We start from the raw sequence: 23,756 nt of genomic DNA on the forward strand, positions 1-23,756 counted from the left end.
GGAAAGTTTTTATGCCAATTTCGACGATAAATACCACACCTTTTGAAGGCCAAAAACCAGGCACTTCTGGTTTACGCAAGAAAGTAAGTGTATTTAAACAACCCCACTATCTGGAAAACTTTATTCAATCGACTTTTAACGCGCTGGGTGATTGTGAAGGTAAAACCCTCGTTGTCGGTGGCGATGGCCGTTATTATAACCAAACAGCCATACAGATAATTCTGAAAATGGCAGCAGCCAATGGTTTTGCTCATGTCTGGGTTGGTCAAAATGGTATTCTGTCGACACCTGCTGCATCATGCGTTATCAGAAAATATCAGGCTTTTGGTGGCTTGATTTTATCTGCCAGTCATAACCCCGCGGGTATTGATGGTGATTTCGGCATAAAATTTAACACGAGTAATGGCGGTCCAGCGCCAGAATCAATTACCAATCAAATCTATCAACAAACAGCTGAAATCAGCCAATACAAAATATCCAATGCAGCAGATATCGCTCTTCATAAATTAGGCACGCAGAGTTTAGGAGAGATGAGTGTTGAAGTGATTGATTCAGTAGTCGATTACACAGAATTGATGGCAACTATTTTTGATTTCCGTGCCATACAAGCACTACTAACTTCCAGCAACTTTTCTATGCGCTTCGATGCCATGCATGCGGTCACCGGTCCTTATGCAATTGAGATTTTAGAAAAACGTCTAGGCGCCCCTGCCGGCACAGTGATAAATGGTATTCCATTACCTGACTTTGGTGGTGGTCACCCTGATCCGAATCTGACTTATGCCGAACAACTCGTTACAGAATTATTTTCTGATGATGCGCCTGATTTTGGCGCCGCTTCGGATGGCGATGGTGATCGTAATATGATCCTGGGTAAACAGTTTTTTGTCACCCCATCTGATAGCTTGGCGATTCTCGCTGCGAATGCACAGTACATCCCTGCTTATAAATCTGGTATTGCGGGTATAGCTCGCTCAATGCCAACCAGCCAGGCCGCCGATCGCGTTGCTGAAAAACTGGGTATCGAATCACATGAAACGCCGACCGGCTGGAAGTTCTTTGGTAACTTATTAGACGCAAATCGCGTCACTCTCTGCGGCGAGGAAAGCTTTGGCACAGGCTCGAATCATATTCGTGAAAAAGATGGCTTGTGGGCAGTCCTTTTCTGGCTAAATATTTTAGCGGTTAAACATCAGTCCGTCGCTGAGCTGGTTAATCTACATTGGCAACAATTTGGGCGGAATTATTACACTCGACATGATTACGAGGGTGTTCCTACTGAACAAGCAGAAGCGTTAATTCAACATCTGCAAACTCAGCTCCCAAGCTTGCCAAAGAAACAGTTCGGAGAGCGAGTTGTCAGCTATGCGGATAACTTTAGTTATCATGACCCTATCGACAACAGTATCGCTGAAAAACAAGGCATTCGTATTGGCTTTGAAGGTGGTGACAGAATTATTTACAGATTGTCAGGTACCGGAACAGAAGGCGCCACATTACGCGTATATATCGAATCTTATGAAGACAGGCCTGATAGCTTAAATCAAGATACACAGACAGCCTTATCTGAACTTATCGAGCTGGCAAACCAGTTAGCCAATATAGCTGTGCTAACAGGTAGAACAGTGCCCACAGTTATTACCTAAACTTAATAACATTGAAAAATATCATGCAGACATTAATACTGGGCTCCAGCTCACCGTTCAGAGCTGAAGTTTTAAAAAAGCTGGGGATAGACTTTATACAACACGCACCCGATATAGATGAATCTGTACTTGAAGAGGAAACTGCCCCATCACTGGTTGAACGCTTAGCAAAGCAAAAAGCCTTAGCCATTGCTAAAGACTACCCTGAAGCACTCATTATTGGTTCTGATCAGGTTGCAGTGATAGATGGAAAAATCTTAGGTAAACCCGGCAATCATGAAACGGCTGTAAAACAACTTTTATCTGCTTCAGGTAAGGCTGTCACCTTCTATACAGGCTTGGCCTTGTATAACGCTCAAAGCCTAACGATGCATCACTTAGTAGAACCTTTTACTGTTCATTTCAGATCACTGTCTGAAAAGCAGATTCACTTTTATCTGGAACAAGAAAAGCCCTATCAGTGTGCTGGCAGTTTTAAATCCGAAGGCTTAGGCATTGCTTTATTTACTAAATTAGAGGGTGATGACCCAAATAGTCTGATTGGTTTGCCTCTGATAAAACTCATTGAGTTGTTGAACAAGGAAGGCATTGATGTTCTTCAACTCAATGAGTAAAACATTTATTCGTTTGCTGATTGCTCTTTCAGTTTTTCGGCATTAGCCATAGCAGCAGCTTGTGCTGCGTAATTGTTCATTGTTTTTGTCATAAGCTGACGAGCGGCTTTTGAACGCATTGACTTAGCCATACCTTCAACTAAACTGCTTTCAACGCCGTTGGACGTTAAATGCGTTTTCAGTTCATCAAGGTGGTTTTCACAACTTTGCATAACTGCTTCAGCTGCTTTTTGTGGGTTTTCAGCTGTATGATTCGAATGCAAGTGTCCTTGCATCATGCATTTATTGTAGTCTGTGAGGATAGAATACATTTTCGTTTGTGCTGCTTCTGGCATATCAGCAGGTGTGACATACTCTTGAGCGATAACAGCTGAAGATGCACTTAATAAAAGTGCCGATATTAAAAATTTTTTCATTGCGACTCCATTGTAGCTAAAGCATTATTTAACACCCATCAGATTGACTGATGAGTTAGGAAATAATTCCCGATAATACGCCAGATATAAATAATATTCACACCACTCTTTTCATAGAGTCGCAATGATTTCATCACAAACTAAATTTATAAATAAAGAACAAAGACTTAGATTTTGAGTAAAAATTACATGAAAAACGCGATCAACGATGCCAGACTCAATCAACTGACTACCTGGGTAGAAAAACTATTTCCTGATGATCATTTAAATATCACGGTAGCATCCAGTGATGCTAGTTTCAGAAGATATTTCCGCTTGAAACAAAATGAGAGCTCCTACATCGTGATGGATGCACCGCCTGAGCATGAAGATATAAGCAGCTTTATCAAAATTGATGAGTTTCTTGCACAATATGATGTCGCAGTGCCACATATCTATGCCAAAGATGAAGATAATGGCTATTTACTGCTCAGTGATTTTGGCGATACTTCCTTTTTAAAGTCATTAACATCTGCCAATGCCGATAATCTCTATCGGAAAGCCATTAATGAGTTAATTTCTATGCAAAAAACTCATCCGGCAAACACATCATTGCCTGATTATGATGAGACAAAACTACGGGATGAAATGTCACTATTCCCTGATTGGTTTCTGAGTCGACATTTAGACTTAAAAGTCCCGAAAATACTCACCGCTGTCTATGATTTTCTTATTGATGAAATACAACAGCAACCTAGCTGCTTTGTTCATCGTGATTACCACAGCCGAAACCTAATGGTCTGTGCCGACAATACCCTCGGTATTATCGATTTTCAGGATGCGGTGGTCGGCCCAATTACCTATGATTTGGTGTCATTATTGAAAGATTGTTACATTCAGTGGCCAGCTGAACAGCAGCAGAACTGGCTAAACTACTACAAAGAACAAGCAATAAATAACAAACTGATTACACAATCCCAAGGTAAGGATCTACAGCGTTGGTTTGATTTGACCGGATTGCAGCGACACCTTAAAGTGCTTGGCATCTTTTGCCGCCTCAACTATCGTGATGGTAAAGCTAATTACCTTAATGACTTACCTCTTACGCTTCACTATGTACTGGAAGTCTGCGAGCGATACAAAGAACTTGAGGCTTTATATGAGTTTCTTACCTTTACCCCCGAAATTATGGCAATAAAATGAAAGCAATGATTTTAGCTGCAGGCCGAGGTGAACGCTTGCGACCTTTAACAGATCACACTCCCAAACCGCTTGTATATGCTGGAAATAAGCGTCTGATTGAATACCTCATTGATAATTTAGTATCTGCAGGTATTCAGGAAATCGTGATTAATTATGCTCACCTGGGTGAACAGTTTCCTGCTGTTCTTGGCAATGGTGAGAATTACGGTTGTCGCATCGTTTATTCACCCGAAACCGCTGGCAGCTTGGAAACAGCTGGCGGTATAACTCAAGCATTAAGTCTGCTGGGAGACGAACCATTCATTGTGGTCAATGGCGATATCTGGACGGACTTTGACTTTTCTGCGCTAATAAGACATGCGCTAGCAGCTGATACTGACTGTCATCTAATTATGGTAAACAATCCTGATCATAATGCTGATGGGGACTTTGCAATCCAAGCGGATAATTTAGTCAGCCTTGATGGCAAGAGTAAATTTACTTTTAGTGGTATTGGCCTCTACCATCCTCGACTTTTCCAACACCTGAAAGTCGAACGCAAAGCGCTTAGGCCATTGTTTGAAAAAGCGATAAAAAATAAACGGATGACCGCAGAGTTATACGATGGCCGCTGGTCTGATATAGGTACGCTAGAGCGTCTGGAAGCATTAAAGCAAGAGCTAAATTAACTAAGCTCTTGCTGTAATTGCTTATGCACATAAAAATTCTAATAAAGCCTTTTGTGCATGTAATCGATTTTCAGCTTCATCCCATACAACACTTTGTTCACCATCAATGACATCGGCGGTGACTTCTTCGCCACGATGTGCAGGTAAGCAGTGCATAAACAAAGCGTCTTTTGCTGCCAGTTTCATGATGTCATTATTGACCTGAAACTCAGCAAAAGCTTCTTCACGTTTACGTTGTTCTTCTTCCTGTCCCATGCTGGCCCAAACATCAGTTACAACAAGATCCGCATCTTTTGCCGCCTCTGCTGGATTATTGAATAACGCAATTGTGGCATCTACCGACGACACAATATCCGCTTTCGGTTCATAACCTACCGGCGTGGCTATATGCAGCTCAAAGCCAAATTGTTGCGCAGCATTGATATATGAATGGCACATATTATTGCCATCCCCAATCCAGACCACTTTCTTACCTTTAATTGAACCACGATGCTCTTGATAAGTCTGCATATCGGCTAATAACTGACATGGATGAAAATCGTCGGTCAGAGCATTGATTACCGGAACAGAAGAGTATTTTGCAAATGTTTCAATCTTGGCATGTTCAAAGGTACGGATCATTACCGCATCCACCATAGATGAAATTACACGTGCAGAATCTTCTACAGGTTCACCACGGCCAAGTTGAGTATCATCAGGTGATAAAAATATTGAGCCACCACCAAACTGTATCATGGCTGATTCAAAGGAAACCCGGGTACGTGTAGATGACTTTTCAAAAATCATCGCCAGGACTTTATTCTTCAAAGGCTGGTAAATTTCACCTTTATGCTGCATTTTTTTGAGCTCAGATGCACGATTAATTAATGCTTCTAACTCATCAGCACTCAAGTCTTTTAAAGTTAAAAAATGTCTCATGTTTAGGCTACACTCTCAACCTGTTGCGAAGACAAAAACTCGAGTACGAGTTTACTCACCTTATCTACGATCATTTGGGACTCCTCAACATTGAGGATTAATGGTGGTAATAAGCGAATAACAGATTCTGCTGTGACATTAATCAACAGACCTTCTGCTAGTGCTTTTTTAACCAACTCAGCACAAGGCATTGATAACTCGATACCAAACATCATCCCATGTGCACGCACATCTTTCACGCCAGCTTTGCCAAGCAGTCTTTGCTGAAAACCTTCCAGCATTTGTTTTCCAAGCACGTTGACGTGTCCCAATATGCCATCTTCTTCGATCGTGTTTAATACGCTTAATGCTGCACTACAGGCTAACGGATTGCCACCAAATGTCGAACCATGATTACCTGCTTGTAAAATACCAACAGCATTACCAGCAACAAGACAAGCGCCAATTGGCATACCATTACCCAGCCCTTTCGCCAAGGTCATCACATCAGGTACGAGCTCTGCATTATGTTGATAAGCAAACCATTTACCCGTTCTGGCAATACCTGTCTGCACTTCATCCAGCATCATCAGTAATTTGCGTTGTGTACAGATGGCACGAACACCAGCTAAATATTCACTGTCAGGTATTTTAATTCCGCCTTCACCTTGTACAGGTTCAAGTAACACTGCCACAGCTTCAGGCCAGTGACCAATCGCCATGCGTAAAGCATCAAGATCATTGTATGGAACACGGACAAAGCCAGGCACTAAAGGATCAAATCCTACCTGCACCTTAGCATTACCTGTGGCAGTCAACGTCGCCATTGTACGACCATGGAAACTGCCATCCATTACAATCACTACAGGCTTATCTATACCTTTACTGTGGCCATATTTGCGAGCAATCTTAATTGCAGCTTCATTGGCTTCTGCACCTGAATTACAAAAAAACACCTGATCCATTCCAGACAAGGCCGTTAGCTTATCAGCCAGTTTTTCTTGCAAAGCAATATGGTACATATTGGAAGTATGTACTAATGTTTCCGCCTGGTGCTGAATAGCTCGCGTCACAGCAGGATGGCAATGCCCCAAATTACATACAGCAATACCGCTTAACGCATCAAGATAGCGTTTTCCATCTGTATCAGTTAACCAAGCGCCTTTACCTTCACTAAAAGTGACGTCTAGACGTCCGTATGTGGGCATGACCGATTCTGTCATGGCTTGTACTCCTTGCCCTGACGGCATTAAAAAAAACGGCTTTTTAAAGCCAATAAACGAAAAATGGCAGTTTCAAATGAAACTGCCATTTATCAAAAATCGTGTATTTTATAATGTTATAAAGTAATAAACAAATTTACTCTACAACACGATTAACTAGCCAGCAAAGTTTGCTGATACGAAGTCCCAGTTAACCAAGCCCCAGAAAGCTTCCAGATATTTAGGGCGTGCATTACGGAAGTCAATGTAATAAGCATGTTCCCAAACGTCAACAGTCAATAAAGGTTTTTGACCATCTGTTAACGGGCAGCCAGCATTACTTGTGTTAACGATAGCAATACTGCCATCAGCATTTTTGACTAACCAAGTCCAGCCTGAACCAAAGTTTGTCGCCGCTGATTTGCTGAATGCTTCTTTAAATTCATCAAAAGAACCAAATGTGCTGTCGATAGCAGCAGCTAAATCGCCATCTGGAGCACCTTTTGCATTTGGTGTCATGCAGTTCCAGTAGAAAGTATGGTTCCAAACTTGCGCGGCATTATTAAAGATACCACCAGAAGCTTTAGTGATGATTTCTTCTAATGACTTACCTTCAAATTCAGTACCCGGTACCAAGTTATTCAAGTTAGTCACATAAGTTTGGTGATGTTTACCATAATGATATTCAAGCGTTTCTGCTGAAATTGTTGGTTCTAATGCATCCTTAGCATAGGGAAGTGGTGGCAATTCATAAGCCATGTTTTTATCTCCTAATATGTGAAAAATAACCGAGTAATTGAGTCAATTATTCTAAAAGAGCACTCATATGATATCAAGTGCCGTGGTATTGAGTTTACTTATATATCACCGAAAATCGATAACATAGATAAATCCAAACCCATCAATATTGCATTCTCTCTACCATTTTCTGCCGGGTAATAAGCTCTGCGGACTGACATTTCATTAAAACCTAGCTGTTCATAGAGATTTTGTGCTTTCTTGTTTGACTCTCTAACTTCTAAAACCACAATCGAAGCGGATCGGGCTTTGGAAAAATCAATGATATGCTCAAGTATAAATCGACCATATCCTTGTCGTTGCATATCTGGTCTGACACAAAGGTTAAGCAGATGAGCTTCGTCCAGGACTAACTGCACAATGGCATAACCCAAAATCACATCATAAGCATCAGAATAGACCCATGCATAATGTCCGGCATCAAGACTATCGGAAAAGTTCTTGAGCGTCCACGGAAACTGATTTGCTGAGCATTCGATATTATGAACAACCTGCAAGTCCTGATCCGTCATAACTCTTGGGGAGACCATATTTTTTATCCGTTAATTAAAAGCGGTGCGATAATGTTTTAATCGTTGCCAGGCAACGGCTTTTAAAGAGGGTTGACTTTGCATGGCTGCTAAAGATGGTAACTGAACGCATTCAATATCATCAGGTAAGCTGTGTTCAGTCTGAGTCATAGTAATAATTGTTTTACTATGAAAATTATCTTGGTGCATGAGTCCCAAGTCTGACGACTCAATCATTAGTTGTTGCCTAGTATCTAAGCTGACGGCTTTAAGAATACTGGATAATAATCGACGTTCAACTGTGTCTAATTGTGTAGTTTCAACAACAATAAGCAGTTCGACATCATCAGGAATTTGCAGAGACTGACTCTGCAAATTATCTGATGATAGTGACTCATTAGCCTTTATTATTTCAGTATTATTGCTCTGACGTGGTGTCCAGACAGGTATGCCCATTTCAGACAATACTGAGTATTGATATTGCGTTAATGCCATTAGACTTGAGGATGAGCTCGGTCAACAGGGCTTAATATTTTATTTAATGCATTGAGATAAGCTTTTGCTGAAGCAATGACAATATCCGTATCTGCACCCTGACCACTTACAATTCGTCCGCCTTTCTCAAGACGAACACTGACCTCACCTTGCGCATCGGTTCCCGTTGTAATGCTATTAACCGAATACAGTTGAAGCTCTGTTTGACTCTGTACAATAGACTCTATGGCTTTATATGCCGCATCAACAGGTCCCCCGCCACTCATTTGAGTCTGTACTTCTCTACCATCGACTGACAATGTCACTGTAGCAAAAGGCGTTTCGCCAGTTTCACTACACACCTTCATTGAGATTAAACTCACACGTTCATCCGCAGTGGCCACTGTGTCACTCACTAAGGCTTGGATATCTTCATCAAAAACTTCATGTTTTTTATCTGCCAACTCTTTAAAGCGTGTAAATGCGGCATTCAAGTCAGTTTCAGATGATAATTCAATGCCTAACTCCTGAAGGCGACTTCGGAAGGCGTTTCGGCCTGAATGTTTACCAAGCACCATTCTGTTAGTATTCCAGCCAACATCTTCAGCACGCATAATTTCGTAGGTTTCACGGTTTTTCAGTACACCGTCCTGATGTATACCTGACTCATGAGCAAAGGCATTGGCACCCACAATCGCTTTATTTGGCTGAACAACAAAACCGGTAATACCAGACACTAACCGTGAGGCAGACAAGATATGTTGGGTATCAATATCGGTATCGCACGGGAACATATCCTGACGTGTTCTTACCGCCATCACAATTTCTTCTAAAGCGGCATTACCAGCGCGTTCACCTAAACCATTGATAGTACACTCAACCTGTCTTGCTCCATTCATGACCGCCGATAGAGAGTTGGCAACAGCCAGACCCAGATCATTATGGCAATGAACAGAAAATATGGCTTTATCCGCGTTGGGAATACGTTCACGTAAGGTTGAAATTAATGAACCAAACTGATGGGGCAAGTTATAACCGACCGTATCAGGAATGTTCAAAGTCGATGCACCCGCATCGATGACTGCCTCAAGAATTCGACACAGAAAATCAGTTTCACTACGACCAGCATCTTCTGGAGAAAACTCGACATCGTCTGTATATTGTCTGGCTCGTTTTACTGCACGAACTGCGTTTTCAATTACCTGATCAGGCTCCATCCGCAGTTTCATTTTCATATGGATAGGTGATGTTGCAATGAAGGTATGGATGCGCGACGCATTAGCTACTTTAAGTGCTTCACCTGCTCTGTCGATATCGGCATCTAATGCTCTGGATAGTCCACAAATACGACTATCCTTAACGGCCTTAGCAACGGCTTGAACTGCTTCAAAGTCACCGGTGCTGGCAATGGGAAACCCAGCCTCGATAACATCTACCCTCATGCGCTCAAGCGCTTTAGCAATACGGACTTTTTCATCCTTTGTCATCGATGCGCCCGGGCTCTGCTCACCGTCGCGTAAAGTTGTATCAAAAATTATTAGCTTATCAGTCATAAATGTGTGAACCAGATTATCAATAGTATTGTTTATTTTATTCTTCTTTTGCTTGAGCGCGTTCTGAACGATGCTGGCGCAGCTTCAACAAAGTAAAAACAGGGCCAGATAAGCCATAAATTAAGAATACGCTAAATAAGATTGTCGGTGGGTCTATAGCAACCAGTGCAAAAATTAGTACGAGTACCAGCATCACTACAAAAGGCACCCTATTTCTTAAATCAAGCTCTTTGAAGCTATGGTAACGCATCGAACTGACCATCAGAATAGCTGCACCAAAGGTGATAGGAATGGTGAAAATAGCAATCATATTCTCACTGAAGTCATTACTTGTACCGGCCCACACCCAACCTGCGATAATTGCCGCAGCAGCGGGGCTTGGCAGGCCCTGAAAATAACGTTTATCTTGCGTTCCTATCTGAGTATTAAATCTAGCCAGTCTTAATGCACCACAGGCAGCATAGATAAACGCTACCATCCAGCCAAACTTGCCCATCCCATTCAACGACCATTGAAAGATGACTAATGCCGGTGCCATACCGAACGACACCATATCCGCTAAACTATCGTACTCCGCGCCAAAAGCACTTTGGGTATTAGTCATACGTGCAATACGGCCATCAAGCCCATCCATGATCATCGCGATAAAGATAGCGATAGCCGCTGTTTCAAAGTCACCACGAATGCCTGCGACAATGGCGTAAAACCCTGCAAACAGCCCAGCTGTTGTAAATAAATTCGGTAGTAAATAGATACCGCGATTTTGAGGCTTTTCGCTATTAATCATAAATACAGGCTCCTGTTGATTAGTCGTTACATTATGACAGTTCAGACGCACAAACAAAACGGGGGCGATTGTTTTCACAACCGCCCCCGTTGATTTTCAATCTATTAATTGATTAGTTTTTAGACTTATCAACAATTTTTTGAATCCAAGGCATCATAGAACGCAGTTTTGCACCGGTTTGTTCAATTGGATGCTCAGCATTAATACGACGCATTGCTGTCATTTCAGGATAACCCGTCTGACCTTCCTGAATGAATTGTTTAGCGTATTTGCCTTCCTGAATATTCTTCAGAGCTTCACGCATTGCCCAACGACTTTCTTCGTTGATAACACGAGGACCGGTTACGTATTCACCATATTCAGCATTATTCGAGATTGAATAATTCATATTGGCGATACCACCTTCATACATCAGATCGACAATCAGTTTTAACTCATGCAGACATTCGAAGTAAGCCATTTCAGGTGCATAACCTGCTTCGGTTAATGTTTCGAAACCGGCTTTAACTAATTCAACGGCACCACCGCATAAAACAGCTTGTTCACCAAATAAATCGGTTTCTGTTTCATCACGGAAAGTCGTTTCGATAATACCTGTGCGGCCACCACCAACACCAGATGCATATGACAGTGCGATATCTTTTGCACGGCCTGAAGCGTCTTGTTCGATAGCGATTAAGTCAGGAATACCACCGCCTTTCACAAATTCACTACGCACTGTATGACCAGGCGCTTTTGGTGCAATCATGATAACGTCAAGATCTTCACGCGGAAGAATTTGGTTATATAGAATCGCAAAACCATGAGCAAAGGCTAAAACAGCACCTTTTTTCAGATTAGGTTCGATTTCTTGTTTGTATAGCTGAGATTGGAACTCATCAGGTGTCAGAATCATGACCAGATCAGCACCTTTCACTGCTTCACCGACGTTATCAGAAACTGTCAGACCAGCAGCTTGTGCTTTAGCAATAGATGAAGAACCGGCACGTAAAGCAACTGTGACATCCACACCTGAATCTTTCAGGTTACATGCGTGGGCATGGCCTTGTGAACCATAACCAACGATGGTGACTTTCATCCCCTGGATGATTGATAAGTCACAATCTTTATCGTAATAAATGTTCAAACTCATGATTGAATTCCTTAGATTTTCTTGAACGAATATAAATTCAGTTTACAGGTGCAAGCTTTTCTCGCCGCGAGCAATACCTGTGACACCAGAACGGACAGTTTCAATAATTTTATGTTCAGCAAGTGCTTCGATAAATGAATCCAGCTTGCTGACAGCCCCTGTCAATTCAATGGTATACGTTGATGAGGTCACATCAATAATATGTCCCCGAAAAATATCACAAAGACGTTTAACGTCTTCTCTTTGAGCCATGGTTGCTGCTTTGACTTTAATCAGCATCATTTCACGCTCAATGTGAGGCCCTTCAGTTAAGTCCATTAGTTTTACAACATCGATCAGTTTGTTTAGTTGTTTCACAATCTGCTCGATGATACGGTCTGTGCCGTTAGTCACAATCGTCATACGTGACAAAGATGGATCTTCTGTTGGTGCAACCGTGAGTGACTCAATATTGTATGCCCGTGCAGAAAAAAGACCCGCCACACGCGACAAAGCCCCTGCTTCGTTTTCGATCAGGATAGAAATAATATGGCGCATGGTTATGACAGCTCCCTTTCAGACTCTTGAGCAGGCGCACTGTATGGTGACATATGCATGTCATTGTGTGCCTTACCTTGAGCAATCATCGGATATACGTTTTCTGTTTGATCGGTAACGATATCAAAGAAAACCAAACGATCTTTCATAGCAAAACCGCGTTCGAGTTCTGCCCTGAGATCTTCGGGTTTTTCAATGCGAATACCGACATGACCATAACTTTCCGTTAACTTCACAAAGTCTGGTAATGATTCCATATAAGAGTGCGAATAACGATTTTCATAGAAAAATTCCTGCCACTGACGAACCATACCTAAGTAACGATTATTCAGAGCAACAATTTTGATTGGCAGCCCATACTGCAGACAGGTCGATAATTCCTGAATACACATTTGGATACTGCCTTCACCGGTAACACAAACAACCGTGTCATCAGGATAAGCTAGCTGAACACCCATGGCAGCAGGTAAACCAAATCCCATGGTTCCCAGACCACCGGAATTAATCCAGCGATTGGGTTTATCAAAACCATAATATTGCGCTGCCCACATCTGATGCTGACCAACATCTGAAGTCACATAAGCATCACCACTGGTAATGTCATGAACCATCTCTATTACCGATTGCGGCTTGATTTTATCGCTATTACGGTCATAGCTCATACATTGTTTAGCACGCCAGCCATTAATGATTTTCCACCACTCTTCAATGGCTTTTTTCTGTGGCTTTTTACTGCTATTTGTCAACAAGTGGTTCATTTCCTGAAGCACGTCAGGAACACTACCCACAATAGGAATATCTACCGTGATCGTCTTAGAAATAGACGAAGGATCGATATCAATATGTACGATCTGCGCGTGGGGGCAAAACTCAGCAATTTTTCCGGTTACCCTGTCATCAAAGCGAGCACCAATAGCAATTAGCACATCACAATCATGCATCGCCATATTCGCTTCATAAGTGCCATGCATCCCAAGCATACCGAGGAATTGTTTATCCGTTGCAGGATAAGCACCTAGCCCCATTAAGGTACTGGTAATAGGGAATCCAAGATGACGAACGAATTTTCGCAACTCCTCTGAGCCGTTACCTAATACAACACCACCCCCCGTGTATATCATGGGTTTTTTGGCAGATAACATCAGATCAACAGCGCGTTTGATTTGACCGGTATGGCCTTTCACTGTTGGCTGATAAGAACGCATCACTACTTTTTCTGGGTAGTGATAAGGCACTTTTATAGACGGATCCGTAATGTCTTTAGGAACATCGACAACAACAGGACCGGGCCGACCAGTCGAAGCAACATAAAATGCTTTTTTAACTGTCTCAGCGAGATCATTGATATCTTTAACTAAAAAGTTGTGCTTAACGCACGGGCGTGTAATCCCAACTGCATCAACTTCCTGAAAAGCATCACTACCAATAACAGCAGTGCTAACTTGACCGGTGATGACCACCATTGGAATGGAATCCATATATGCCGTTGCAATACCAGTGACAGCATTTGTAGCACCAGGACCAGATGTGACTAAGACCACACCAGGTTTACCTGTAGCCCGAGCGTAGCCATCTGCAGCATGTGTTGCAGCTTGCTCATGTCGAACCAGAATGTGTTTGACATCTTCCTGATTATATAGCGCGTCATAGATATGCAGCACTGCACCACCAGGATACCCGAAAAGGTATTCAACACCTTCGTCTTTGAGACATTGAACTAATATCTCGGCACCACTTAATTCCACGTGTTCCCCTTATATGTATGCCGTTCTTTTTAGTGAGCTAAAAAATTGTAAACGTGTAAAGTTACTTGTAATGCTTGATAAGGTCAAGAATAAGGTCTGTCGCCTCTCAGCGAAGAAAAGATCTATTTATCCTTAATGCATTTGCTGTGGCATAATTCGCCGCTATGACACAATTAAATCAAAACCAAATAACGTTAACCCGACCAGACGACTGGCACTTACACTTGCGCGACGATCTGGCTCTTCAGCGCACAGTTGTTGATACCGCCAGGATATTCGGACGAGCCATCGTCATGCCAAATCTGCGACCACCAGTCATCAGTACCGCCTTAGCACTCGACTATAAAAACAGAATAGTTAAAAACATACCTGCAGATAGTCAGTTTGAACCGTTGATGACATTGTATCTCACCGATAACACCTCTGCCGATGAAATTTATCGCGCTAAAGAAAGCGGCGTTGTTCATGCTGTAAAACTCTATCCGGCGGGTGCAACAACAAATTCAGATGCTGGTGTCACCGATCTAAAATATTGCTATAACGCCTTAGACGCTATGCAGAAAATAGGCATGCCATTACTTGTTCATGGTGAAGTAACGTCAGCTGATATTGATGTATTTGACCGTGAAAAAGTATTTATTGATCAAGTATTAATTCCGCTGATTAATGACTTTCCTGAGTTAAGAATCGTGTTTGAACACATCACAACCTCAAATGCTGCGGAATTTGTAGCGACAGCAAGCGACAATATAGCTGCCACCATAACGCCACATCATCTTTTATTAAATCGAAATGACCTTTTAGTAGGTGGCATTCATCCTCATCATTATTGTTTACCGGTATTGAAGAGAAATACCCATCAACAAGCATTGATACAAGCTGCTACCAGTGGCAGTAAAAAATTCTTTTTAGGCACTGATAGTGCACCGCATCCACGGTCAGGCAAAGAAACGAGCTGCGGATGTGCAGGGATTTATAGCGCACATGCCGCTATCGAATTGTATGCAGAAGCGTTTGAAGCCGCACAGGCACTGGATAAATTAGAAGCTTTTGCCAGTTTTAATGGACCCGATTTTTATCGTCTGCCAAGAAACGAAGATAAGATAAGCTTAGTCAAAGAAAGTTGGGATGTACCAGATACGTTAAGTTTTGCTGACAGCTCATTGGTACCAATGCGAGCAGGCAAGCAAATACACTGGAAGGTCGTTAGTTAAACTAACGACTTTTCTTGCGCTTATACATCAGCGCATCGCCTTCAGAAAGTAGATCATTTATTGTCACGTGTTTTGCCGGGTCAAAGAGTACAATCCCGTATGAAAAAGTAATGTCATACCCCAGCGCTTGCTGCTCATTACAGCGTTCAATTTGCTGAGAAAATCGTTTCATCACTTGATCGACAGCTTTTTTGTCTGCATCAACTAATAGAATGACAAACTCATCTCCGCCCATTCTGGCCACTATGTCTGAATCTCTGCCGACGTCATCTAAAACGCTTGCGAACTGCTGAAGCGCTCTATCACCCTCGGCATGACCAAATTTATCATTGATGGGTTTAAATTCATTAAGGTCAAGAAAAACTAAAGCTACGGGCAGCGCACCCCGTTTACAGATATTCAAGGATTTTTCAGCCGACATATTAAATCCTCGTCGGTTTAATATGCCTGTAAGTTCATCCATCGTAGCCAATTCAACCGCTTGAATTTCGTGCTCAACAATGGTGGCCAAGTCTCTCAATAACTGTCGGTCTTCCTCTGTGAAAGCTCTTGGCTTAACATCTTTGATACACAAGGTACCTAACTTACTGCCATCCAAGTAACGAATGGGGTAACCAGCATAAAAACGTATGTGCTTTTGACCTATCAATAAAGGGTTGTCGACAAAACGTTCATCTTGATGCGTATCCTCAACAACAAAGGCCCCCTCTCCTAAAATGGCATGACCGCAGAAAGACAGATCTCGGGGAGTTTCGGTTATATCCAAGCCCTGACAGGACTTAAACCATTGACGATTTTTATCAACAATGCTGACAAGTGCGACGGGAACATCAAACAATTTAACAGCGATTCTTGTTAGTCGATCAAAACGTTCATCTGGTGCAGAATCAAGAATCGTCAGCGAATTCAGTGTCGCTAATCTTTCCTGTTCGTTCTCAGGTAAATCTGGTGTTTTCATTTAAAACTCCAGTTTTAGAAATGCAAAAACATCATAAATCACAATACATATTGTGTATATGAGCAATCTTTTATTCACCCGTTAGAGCAAGGTATGTATGTGAAAAAAAGGCTCATTTCGCAATTAACGAAATGAGCCTTAATAACTTGAACCTATAATTTAACGCCTATACGCTGTGCTACTTCTTCATAGGCTTCGATTACGCCACCCAAACCTTGTCTGAAACGATCTTTATCCAGTTTTTTACGTGTTTCTGCATCCCACAGACGGCAACCATCTGGACTAAACTCATCACCTAAATAAATCTCGCCTTTGAACAAACCGAACTCCAGCTTATAGTCGACCAAGATCATCCCAGCATCAGCAAATAATTTCTGCAAATATTCATTAACTTTAAACGTTAACTCTTTCATTTTGCTTATATCTTCAGCTTTTGCCCATCCGAATGTTTCGATGTGATATTCGTTAATCATCGGATCATGTAATGCATCATTTTTCAGGAAAAATTCAAATACCGGTGGATTGAGTTCAAGTCCATCTTCGACGCCAAGGCGACGAACCAGACTACCTGAAGCCACATTACGTACGACACATTCCACAGGCACCATTTTCATGTTTTTAACCAATGATTCGGTGTCGTTCAGCAACGCTTCAAAATGCGTCGGAATACCTTTATCTGCCAGATATTGCATGATGAAAGCATTGAATTTGTTATTAACCATGCCTTTGCGGTTTAACTGTTCAACTTTTTCACCATCAAATGCCGAGGTGTCATCACGAAAGCTCAGAACGACATAATCTTCATTATCCGTAGCAAAAACACTTTTGGCTTTACCAGAATACAATTCTTGTTTCTTTTGCATCAGCTATCTCTTAGCGGTTAGTTATTTCACGCCAGTCAAAACCGGCCTCTTGGTCTGCAATGCCAATCCAGTCATGTTCACATGCCAGTGCATCAGCGAGCAATGGCACAACAAGTGACGGACAATTATTTTTTTCAGAAATATGCATTGCCATAATATGCTGCAAGTTCGTGGTGTCAATTTTCTCAAGTAATGAGGCGGATTGCACGTTATTTAAATGACCCAGCCTGCCACCAACTCGACGTTTAAGATGTTCGGGGTATTCCCCCTGCTCGAGCATCATCATATCGTGATTAGCTTCTAACAATAATCCATCACAACCAGACAATATTTGCTCAATCAAAGGTGTAATTGAGCCCACGTCTGTCAATAATCCTAAACGGTGTTGTCCATCACCAAATACAAACTGACTCGGCTCTCTTGCATCATGCGGAACTGGGAAAGGTTCAACTTCCAAATCCTTGATGCTGAAGGTTTCGTGGCAATTAAATGTTTTAATGTGAGGTGCAACATCTTCAGGTAAACAGCCTGCAGTGCCGGGTGTTGTATAGACTGGTAGGCGATATTTACGTGCCATGACCCGGATGCCCGCCATATGATCCGCATGTTCATGCGTCACTAATAATGCTGACAGGTGATGAGGATCGACCCCCAGCATCTGCAAGCGTTTTTCAGCCTCACGAGCAGAAAAACCACAGTCAATCATGACTGTGGTTTCTCCCGATGTTACCAGTGTAGCGTTTCCTCGACTACCACTTCCAAGGGAAGCAAAACGCATTACGGTGCAAGTTGTTCCTGAATCAGATCTAACAAACGTTTAGCAGATTCATCAGAAGTTCGCACTTCATTTGAATCTAATACCATCACACGTGTTTGATCAGCATCAGACAGCAACTTAATGTAGTAGTATTCGTTTGGTTTTTTCTCAACATCATCACGCCAGAAAGCCAGCTTACTCAGCATGCCTTCATCATCTTCTTCGGCTTTCTTGAATGGATCAATGTAACGAACAAAGTATTGTCCTTTAGTACGATCACGATCTTCTACAGAGAAACCTTTGCTATCAAGTACACGTCCGACTCGGCCCCAAACAGTTTGGAAATCCTGCTCAATCAGTAAGCTTTGCTGACCATTGCTATCATCCATCAGTAAGACACGCGCTGTTTCTTCTGGTGGTGGTGCTGGCGTAGCTAATTTAAACTGTTCCATATCCTGTTGATAAAGCGTACCTAAATAATCAGCCAGTTGACGAAGCATGGCTTCATCTTTCTGAGTATTCGCTTGCTCATCATCAGGGTTACCTAAATAGACTTTCGCCATCTTAGAGGTATCGCCTCGTTCCACTCGGATTCGATACACATAACCATCTGCATCAGGCGTTGTATCCATCAAACCAATGCGGTCATCTGCGCGAGCAATGCCCAAGTCTTTGGTAGCCCAGAAATCAATGATGCGCTGCCAAGTCACTTCACGTTCACCTGGCACAACGAGATGTCGGTCTTTACCTTCACCTGACAGTGCGGGTTTTGTATCCGGTGTAATGTTGTATTTAGCTGCCAGAGGATTTGTCGCTGCTTCTTCAAATTCAGAGTAAGTTGCAGTATTAGTTTGATTACCGGAAATATCATCTTTAATACGGCTTGTGCTTAAATCCGGCGGCACATCAAGCGGTGGCATGGTTTCAGCTTTACGGTATTTCTGAGTATTGTCAGGAACCACCTCATCCAATGATGAAAAAGCGCCACAAGCAGTTAGAGCAGTCGTCATCATGACAACCAGCGATGTTTGTTTAAATAATTTTACGTTCATTTAATACAGTTCACTCACTTGAATTTAGTTTAGAACACCGGCAGTGTTCAATGCATCACGCACAGATTGATGATAATTCTCAGACAATACCGTCATTGGCAGACGAATGCCACTAGAAATAAGTCTCATTTCGTTCAAAGCCCACTTAACAGGTATAGGGTTTGATTCTACAAATAAGAACTGGTGTAGTGCGACTAACTTTAAATTGATTTCGCGTGCCAGCGTCTCATCACCAGCAAGAGCAGCCTGACACATTTCATGCATCAGTTTCGGTGCGACATTTGCGGTAACAGAAATGACACCCTGACCTCCTGCGAGAATAAAATCGACAGTATTGGCATCTTCACCGGTATAAAGTTCAAATCCTTCTCGTGATAATTGTTTAATTTGTTGAACACGAGATACATCACCAGTGGCTTCTTTGATACCGATGATATTGGACAGTTCAGAAAGCCTTCCGACCGTTTCTGGTAACAGATCAGACGCTGTGCGACCTGGAACGTTATAGAGAATTTGTGGAATGTTGACGGCTTCAGCAATAGCTTTGAAATGGAGATACATCCCCTGCTGAGTCGGTTTATTGTAATAAGGTGCGACCAGCAATACAGCGTCAACACCCAGATCTTTTGCAGATTGAGTCAGTTCGATAGCTTCTGACGTGGAGTTAGCACCTGTACCCGCAATAACAGGAATACGACCATTAACTTGTTCTACCACCAGACGAATCACGTCGCAGTGTTCTTCTACGCTCAAGGTTGCAGATTCACCGGTCGTACCGACAGCGACAATGGCATCTGTGCCCTGGCTGATATGAAACTCGACCAGCTTTCGCAGGCTGTCAACATCCAAGGCACCATCTGCCTGCATGGGTGTGACAAGAGCTACCATACTGCCGCTAAACATATTTAAATGACTCCGAAAAAATAACAGGCATGGTACTTTGCCTGCCTGTTGATGACAAGATCAGACTGAATTGTGTAAGGTACTTTGCTTTCTAAATCTTTTCAAACAGGACGACTAAGATGACACAAGTACGATTAGGTGAAGCTGTCCCAGACTTTACGCTGCCAAGCACAGGCGATAAAACATTCCAACTTTCAGCGCTCAAAGGTAAACGTGTTTTGATCTATTTTTATCCAAAGGATAATACGCCCGGTTGTACACTTGAAGGTCAAAACTTCCGCGATAATATCGACTTTTTCAATGAGCATAATACCGTCATTTTTGGTATTTCACGTGACAGCCTTCGTATGCATGAAAATTTCAAAACTAAGCAGGCATTTCCTTTTGACTTACTGTCTGACGCTGATGAAGAAGCCTGCCAGTTATTTGATGTGATCAAACTTAAAAAACTCTACGGGAAAGAACATCTGGGCATTGTCCGCAGTACGTTTTTAATCGATGAAAATGGTGTACTTCAACAAGAGTGGCGAAATGTGAAGGTCAAAGATCATTTAGATGAAGTAAAACAAGCAATACTTGACCTATAGATACCGGATACAGGCTTGGCCATGTTACAACCACGACCGTGCCCATAATGGAACATCTATCTTTATCATCCGCACTAAATTTGTGCACTTTTTGTCAATACCACTTTGTAGGTATACCAAAATAGATAGTCTTGGCGATTGGTCTGCTTTTTGCCTCTCGCAGTGTTAAACAACACTGTTAGGGGTAACAATGAGTCAATTACGAAGTACTTCCATGAATCTTAGCCACAAAGAAAAAACGTGGCTACCGTGGTTTGGACCAACAGGGAAACTGGCCATGTCCTGGTCGTGTCGCCTTAATCGACACAACTATGCCGCTGTCGAAAAAACATTTGAGGGAATCGCCGCTACCCGAGTAAAAATTCTTCAGCAATGGGTAGAAAATCAATGGAATCAAATGTCGTTCTTAGCTGAACAGCTAGCGGGTTCTTATCCAGAGCTACAAGCATCGCTGTTGGACGATCGGCTCAAGGCTGCGCCAGATTTCTCTGAATTATTTATCATCGATACCTCTGGCAAGGTCACTCACTCAACGTACAGCTCGCACGTCAATAAAGCAGACCTATCGAGTAAAGCGGTGCAGCATGGACTATCCGCACCGTTTCTTCACGGCCCTTATGTCGACAAATTAACCCTAGAAATTGGTCCTTCAAGCTCTAAGTTCCATGATGAAGTTACACTGATGTTCTACCAACCATTGATTGTGGAAGGTGAGAGCGTCGGAGCCATATGTGGCCGTGTGCCAAATGATGTGTTAGGTGATCTTATCCAGCGTGAAGCAGGTCATATCTATACCGAATCAGGTGACAACTATATTTTTATGGTCGAATCGCGGTTCGATCCTACTTTGCAACAGGGCATAGCCCTCTCCCGCTCTCGTTTTGAAGATAATACGTTTTCACATGGCGAAAACCTGAAAAGCGGTATTCATACAGCTTTTGGTGTCGTAAAAATTCAACACCATACCGAGTTTGAAATACGCTTTACTGATCCGGCAACCAACGAGCTTCATCCAGGTGTACGTGAAACCATTCGCAACGGCGAAAACCTATTTGTCACCTATCCTGGTTACTCAGATTACCGGCACATCCCTGTTATTGGTAAAGGTGTCACCTTCCAATTAAAAGGTTCGCCAGATCGTTGGGGCATGATGTGTGAAGGTGATCTTGAGGAAGTTTACCGACGACGTTCAGTCAATGTCAGTTTAATGAAAGGCTTTGTCTGGTCAATGTCACTACTGCTAGGCACCAATATGGCATTACACGCTTTCACCCAATTGCCCGTGGTGGCTGTCAATGCTTTATCGATTGTCATGATTGCTGTGATAGCCATGATGTATAAGAAATTGACGACCAATCCACTGGCCAACCGCCTTGACCAAATGACCCACGTTATTCAGACGATTGCCGAGGGTGAAGGTAACTTGGCACAGCGACTTGATAACACTAAATTTGTTAACGACGAAACGGGTGATATGGGACGTTGGATAAACAGCTTTATTGATAATCTGGATGGCATTGTTGGTCAAGTCATCAAAACCAGTACGAATGTCCGCCACACGAATGAAGCTATGCTCGAAACAAACCGGGAAGCGTTTCATGTTTCTAATGAAGTAGCTAGTGCGATAGAAAGAATGTTGCAGCTGCTGGAAGATCAAATCCGTGACATTGGCAATGCATCAAACACAGCAGAAGCAATGAAACAAGCGATGGATGAAGTTGTTCAAGAGGCCAGGTTGCAATATGAGTCAGTACGAAGTGGTACGCAGGAAATTCGTGATGTGGTTGAAACGTCAGCTAAAGCAGTTCAATCCCTACATAATCGTACCGCAGAAATCGGCAATATTATTGGCGTCATCACTGAAATCACTAATCAAACCAATTTGCTCGCACTAAATGCGGCTATTGAAGCTGCCAGAGCCGGTGATCATGGTAGAGGTTTCTCAGTGGTGGCAGATGAAGTCCGTAACCTAGCACAAAGAACAGCAACATCGGCTGATGAGATTCAACAAATGATTGAAACTATTCAGTCTGAAACGCTGGAAGCGTATAAATTTATGGAGTCAGGTGTAGAAAATGTGGACCGCAGCCTGAAGAAAACGGAAGAAGCCTCTTCTGAAAATACACAATTACATCAGTTAGTTGAACAAATGTTCTCCACCATTAAACAACTTGATCAGAATAGTCAGTTGCACGGCGCCACTGCACGGGACGTTGGACACTCGGCAAGCTTGATGACACAAGCCATTGATGCCTTGCAGCATCGCTCTGTTATGGTAAAAAATACTGCCCAAAAGCTCAGCCAACTGGTTGGCGTTTTCAGTGTGAGTACTCAGTAAATTTTCAGAAAATATAAGCAGATAGGGATATCTGCTTTATTCCTATTGTCACCTACTCTGTGTTTAGCCAGAAAAGGAGACTGCTCTATGGACATGCACATCAACCAAGAAACTAAACCAAGTAAACTTGCTGCTGTATTTGATGATGAACAGAAAGCCATCGATGCCAAGCAAACCCTCGTCAATGTTGGTCACTTCAAACAGCAAGATATCGAAGTAATACAACCAAAAGACCGTAACACCAGTAAAAAAATTGAATCCGAACCCAAAGCTATCGCACGCTTTATTACACGTTCTCATTTTATTTTTGGTGGTATTGGCTTGCTAGTTGGGCTAGTCATTGCCAGTGCGATGGTAGTATCCGGTCCAATGATGACTCAGTCGAGTCCACTCTATACCTATATAGCACTGGCCGTAGTGGGTACATTTGTTGGACTGTTGTTTGCCGGATTACTGTCGCTACGTCCGGATCATGATCCGCTAATCAACGATACCATGACCGCAAGCCGTCATAATTTATGGACACTCATTGTGCAGACCGATGGTCGCAAAAATCTGAAGAAAGCACATCAACTCATGAACCCGACGGCCGTCTCTGTCACAGAAACATTCTAGTTCTTAAGTGCTTAGCGAAAAGTCTTCTGGTGCTGGTTGAACAAAACAATCAGCACCAGTATGATGCCCGTCCCCCTGGGACCAGACACAACAAAATCTGCCTTTTTTTCAGTAATAAAAAAAGTTTTTTCAGGCACCAAAAAGTTACAAAAGCTGTGATCCCGCATAGGCGCTGACTTAGCTCTAAGCACACAGTAAGTTATCCACAAAAAGTGCACAAATTATGTGCAAAATCTCCACTTGCCAAGCCTTCAAAAACACACTATCTTGTGGTTCAATCATTTCGAAACCACAACCTCTAGTGGTTTT

Annotated in this window: 24 protein-coding genes; 8 read left to right on the top strand and 16 right to left on the bottom strand. The window is 42.5% G+C overall.

Translation table 11 applies throughout. The features are described 5' to 3' along the window. Positions 1–11: 11 nt before the first annotated feature. A complete protein-coding gene (locus tag AC13DA_RS11475) occupies positions 12–1,646 on the top strand; it encodes an alpha-D-glucose phosphate-specific phosphoglucomutase (protein ID WP_284450792.1) in 1,635 nt (544 codons plus the stop codon). 23 nt (positions 1,647–1,669) lie between these two features. Next, entirely contained in the window at positions 1,670–2,260 is a 591-nt protein-coding gene (locus tag AC13DA_RS11480) for a Maf family protein (RefSeq protein ID WP_284450791.1), read from the top strand. A gap of 5 nt (positions 2,261–2,265) precedes the next feature. Here AC13DA_RS11480 and AC13DA_RS11485 read toward each other — a convergent pair whose 3' ends face one another. Then, a complete protein-coding gene (locus tag AC13DA_RS11485) occupies positions 2,266–2,676 on the bottom strand; it encodes a hypothetical protein (RefSeq protein ID WP_007145160.1) in 411 nt (136 codons plus the stop codon). A gap of 189 nt (positions 2,677–2,865) precedes the next feature. Between AC13DA_RS11485 and AC13DA_RS11490 the strand changes: the two genes are divergently transcribed. Together AC13DA_RS11490 and murU are read left to right on the top strand one after the other, a co-directional pair. Further along, on the top strand, positions 2,866–3,858 hold the full coding sequence (locus AC13DA_RS11490) for an aminoglycoside phosphotransferase family protein (RefSeq protein WP_284450790.1): 993 nt from the start codon (positions 2,866–2,868) through the stop codon (positions 3,856–3,858). Next, positions 3,855–4,526: an N-acetylmuramate alpha-1-phosphate uridylyltransferase MurU gene (gene murU / locus AC13DA_RS11495; RefSeq protein ID WP_007145162.1), complete on the top strand. Its 672-nt coding sequence runs from the start codon at positions 3,855–3,857 to the stop codon at positions 4,524–4,526. The genes AC13DA_RS11490 and murU overlap by 4 nt, the downstream gene beginning before the upstream one ends. Before the next feature lie 21 nt (positions 4,527–4,547). Here the strand turns inward: murU and argF are convergent, their stop codons facing one another. From argF to AC13DA_RS11545, 10 genes are all read right to left on the bottom strand, one after another. Further along, positions 4,548–5,444 carry an ornithine carbamoyltransferase gene (gene argF / locus AC13DA_RS11500; RefSeq protein WP_284450789.1) on the bottom strand — a complete coding sequence of 299 codons (897 nt, stop codon included), beginning with the start codon at positions 5,442–5,444 and terminating at the stop codon, positions 4,548–4,550. 2 nt (positions 5,445–5,446) lie between these two features. Continuing rightward, positions 5,447–6,646 (bottom strand): aspartate aminotransferase family protein, encoded by a 1,200-nt coding sequence (locus tag AC13DA_RS11505; RefSeq protein WP_007145164.1) that lies wholly within the window; start codon positions 6,644–6,646, stop codon positions 5,447–5,449. 156 nt (positions 6,647–6,802) lie between these two features. Continuing rightward, complete coding sequence (gene sodB, locus AC13DA_RS11510) at positions 6,803–7,384, bottom strand: superoxide dismutase [Fe] (RefSeq protein WP_284450788.1); 582 nt, start codon at positions 7,382–7,384, stop codon at positions 6,803–6,805. Positions 7,385–7,482: 98 nt separating this feature from the next. Next, on the bottom strand, positions 7,483–7,953 hold the full coding sequence (gene rimI, locus AC13DA_RS11515; protein WP_007145166.1) for a ribosomal protein S18-alanine N-acetyltransferase: 471 nt from the start codon (positions 7,951–7,953) through the stop codon (positions 7,483–7,485). Between the two features lie 12 nt (positions 7,954–7,965). Next, positions 7,966–8,427, bottom strand: coding sequence for a DNA polymerase III subunit psi (locus tag AC13DA_RS11520; protein WP_284450787.1), 462 nt, complete (start codon positions 8,425–8,427; stop codon positions 7,966–7,968). Continuing rightward, positions 8,427–9,959, bottom strand: coding sequence for a 2-isopropylmalate synthase (locus tag AC13DA_RS11525; protein ID WP_482945951.1), 1,533 nt, complete (start codon positions 9,957–9,959; stop codon positions 8,427–8,429). The genes AC13DA_RS11520 and AC13DA_RS11525 overlap by 1 nt, the downstream gene beginning before the upstream one ends. Positions 9,960–9,996: 37 nt before the next feature. Continuing rightward, positions 9,997–10,746 carry a CDP-diacylglycerol--serine O-phosphatidyltransferase gene (gene pssA, locus AC13DA_RS11530; protein ID WP_007145169.1) on the bottom strand — a complete coding sequence of 250 codons (750 nt, stop codon included), beginning with the start codon at positions 10,744–10,746 and terminating at the stop codon, positions 9,997–9,999. A 112-nt stretch (positions 10,747–10,858) separates the two neighbouring features. Continuing rightward, on the bottom strand, positions 10,859–11,872 hold the full coding sequence (gene ilvC, locus AC13DA_RS11535; protein WP_040576429.1) for a ketol-acid reductoisomerase: 1,014 nt from the start codon (positions 11,870–11,872) through the stop codon (positions 10,859–10,861). Between the two features lie 48 nt (positions 11,873–11,920). Then, positions 11,921–12,415 (bottom strand): acetolactate synthase small subunit, encoded by a 495-nt coding sequence (ilvN, locus tag AC13DA_RS11540; protein WP_007145171.1) that lies wholly within the window; start codon positions 12,413–12,415, stop codon positions 11,921–11,923. Positions 12,416–12,417: 2 nt separating this feature from the next. After that, the gene (locus AC13DA_RS11545; protein WP_284450785.1) at positions 12,418–14,160 is read right to left on the bottom strand and encodes an acetolactate synthase 3 large subunit; all 1,743 of its coding nucleotides are present in this window, start codon (positions 14,158–14,160) and stop codon (positions 12,418–12,420) included. Positions 14,161–14,324: 164 nt separating this feature from the next. On the opposite strand from AC13DA_RS11545, the gene pyrC reads away from it, so the two are divergent. Continuing rightward, positions 14,325–15,374 (top strand): dihydroorotase, encoded by a 1,050-nt coding sequence (pyrC, locus tag AC13DA_RS11550; RefSeq protein ID WP_284450784.1) that lies wholly within the window; start codon positions 14,325–14,327, stop codon positions 15,372–15,374. Between the two features lies 1 nt (position 15,375). Here pyrC and AC13DA_RS11555 read toward each other — a convergent pair whose 3' ends face one another. From AC13DA_RS11555 to dapA, 5 genes are all read right to left on the bottom strand, one after another. After that, positions 15,376–16,332, bottom strand: a complete 957-nt coding sequence (locus tag AC13DA_RS11555) for a sensor domain-containing diguanylate cyclase (RefSeq protein ID WP_007145174.1) — start codon at positions 16,330–16,332, stop codon at positions 15,376–15,378. A 152-nt stretch (positions 16,333–16,484) separates the two neighbouring features. Continuing rightward, a complete protein-coding gene (purC, locus tag AC13DA_RS11560) occupies positions 16,485–17,195 on the bottom strand; it encodes a phosphoribosylaminoimidazolesuccinocarboxamide synthase (protein WP_273182901.1) in 711 nt (236 codons plus the stop codon). Positions 17,196–17,205: 10 nt separating this feature from the next. After that, positions 17,206–17,973: an MBL fold metallo-hydrolase gene (locus tag AC13DA_RS11565; protein WP_284450783.1), complete on the bottom strand. Its 768-nt coding sequence runs from the start codon at positions 17,971–17,973 to the stop codon at positions 17,206–17,208. Continuing rightward, positions 17,973–19,004 carry an outer membrane protein assembly factor BamC gene (gene bamC / locus AC13DA_RS11570; RefSeq protein ID WP_284450782.1) on the bottom strand — a complete coding sequence of 344 codons (1,032 nt, stop codon included), beginning with the start codon at positions 19,002–19,004 and terminating at the stop codon, positions 17,973–17,975. The genes AC13DA_RS11565 and bamC overlap by 1 nt, the downstream gene beginning before the upstream one ends. A gap of 24 nt (positions 19,005–19,028) precedes the next feature. Next, on the bottom strand, positions 19,029–19,907 hold the full coding sequence (gene dapA / locus AC13DA_RS11575) for a 4-hydroxy-tetrahydrodipicolinate synthase (RefSeq protein ID WP_007145178.1): 879 nt from the start codon (positions 19,905–19,907) through the stop codon (positions 19,029–19,031). Between the two features lie 119 nt (positions 19,908–20,026). Between dapA and AC13DA_RS11580 the strand changes: the two genes are divergently transcribed. From AC13DA_RS11580 to AC13DA_RS11590, 3 genes are all read left to right on the top strand, one after another. Next, positions 20,027–20,494, top strand: a complete 468-nt coding sequence (locus AC13DA_RS11580; RefSeq protein ID WP_007145179.1) for a peroxiredoxin — start codon at positions 20,027–20,029, stop codon at positions 20,492–20,494. Between the two features lie 190 nt (positions 20,495–20,684). After that, positions 20,685–22,832, top strand: a complete 2,148-nt coding sequence (locus AC13DA_RS11585) for a methyl-accepting chemotaxis protein (protein ID WP_482945952.1) — start codon at positions 20,685–20,687, stop codon at positions 22,830–22,832. An 87-nt stretch (positions 22,833–22,919) separates the two neighbouring features. Further along, positions 22,920–23,447: a hypothetical protein gene (locus AC13DA_RS11590; RefSeq protein WP_284451884.1), complete on the top strand. Its 528-nt coding sequence runs from the start codon at positions 22,920–22,922 to the stop codon at positions 23,445–23,447. Positions 23,448–23,756 lie beyond the last annotated feature (309 nt).

This window comes from Methylophaga sp. F-2, assembly GCF_056859315.1.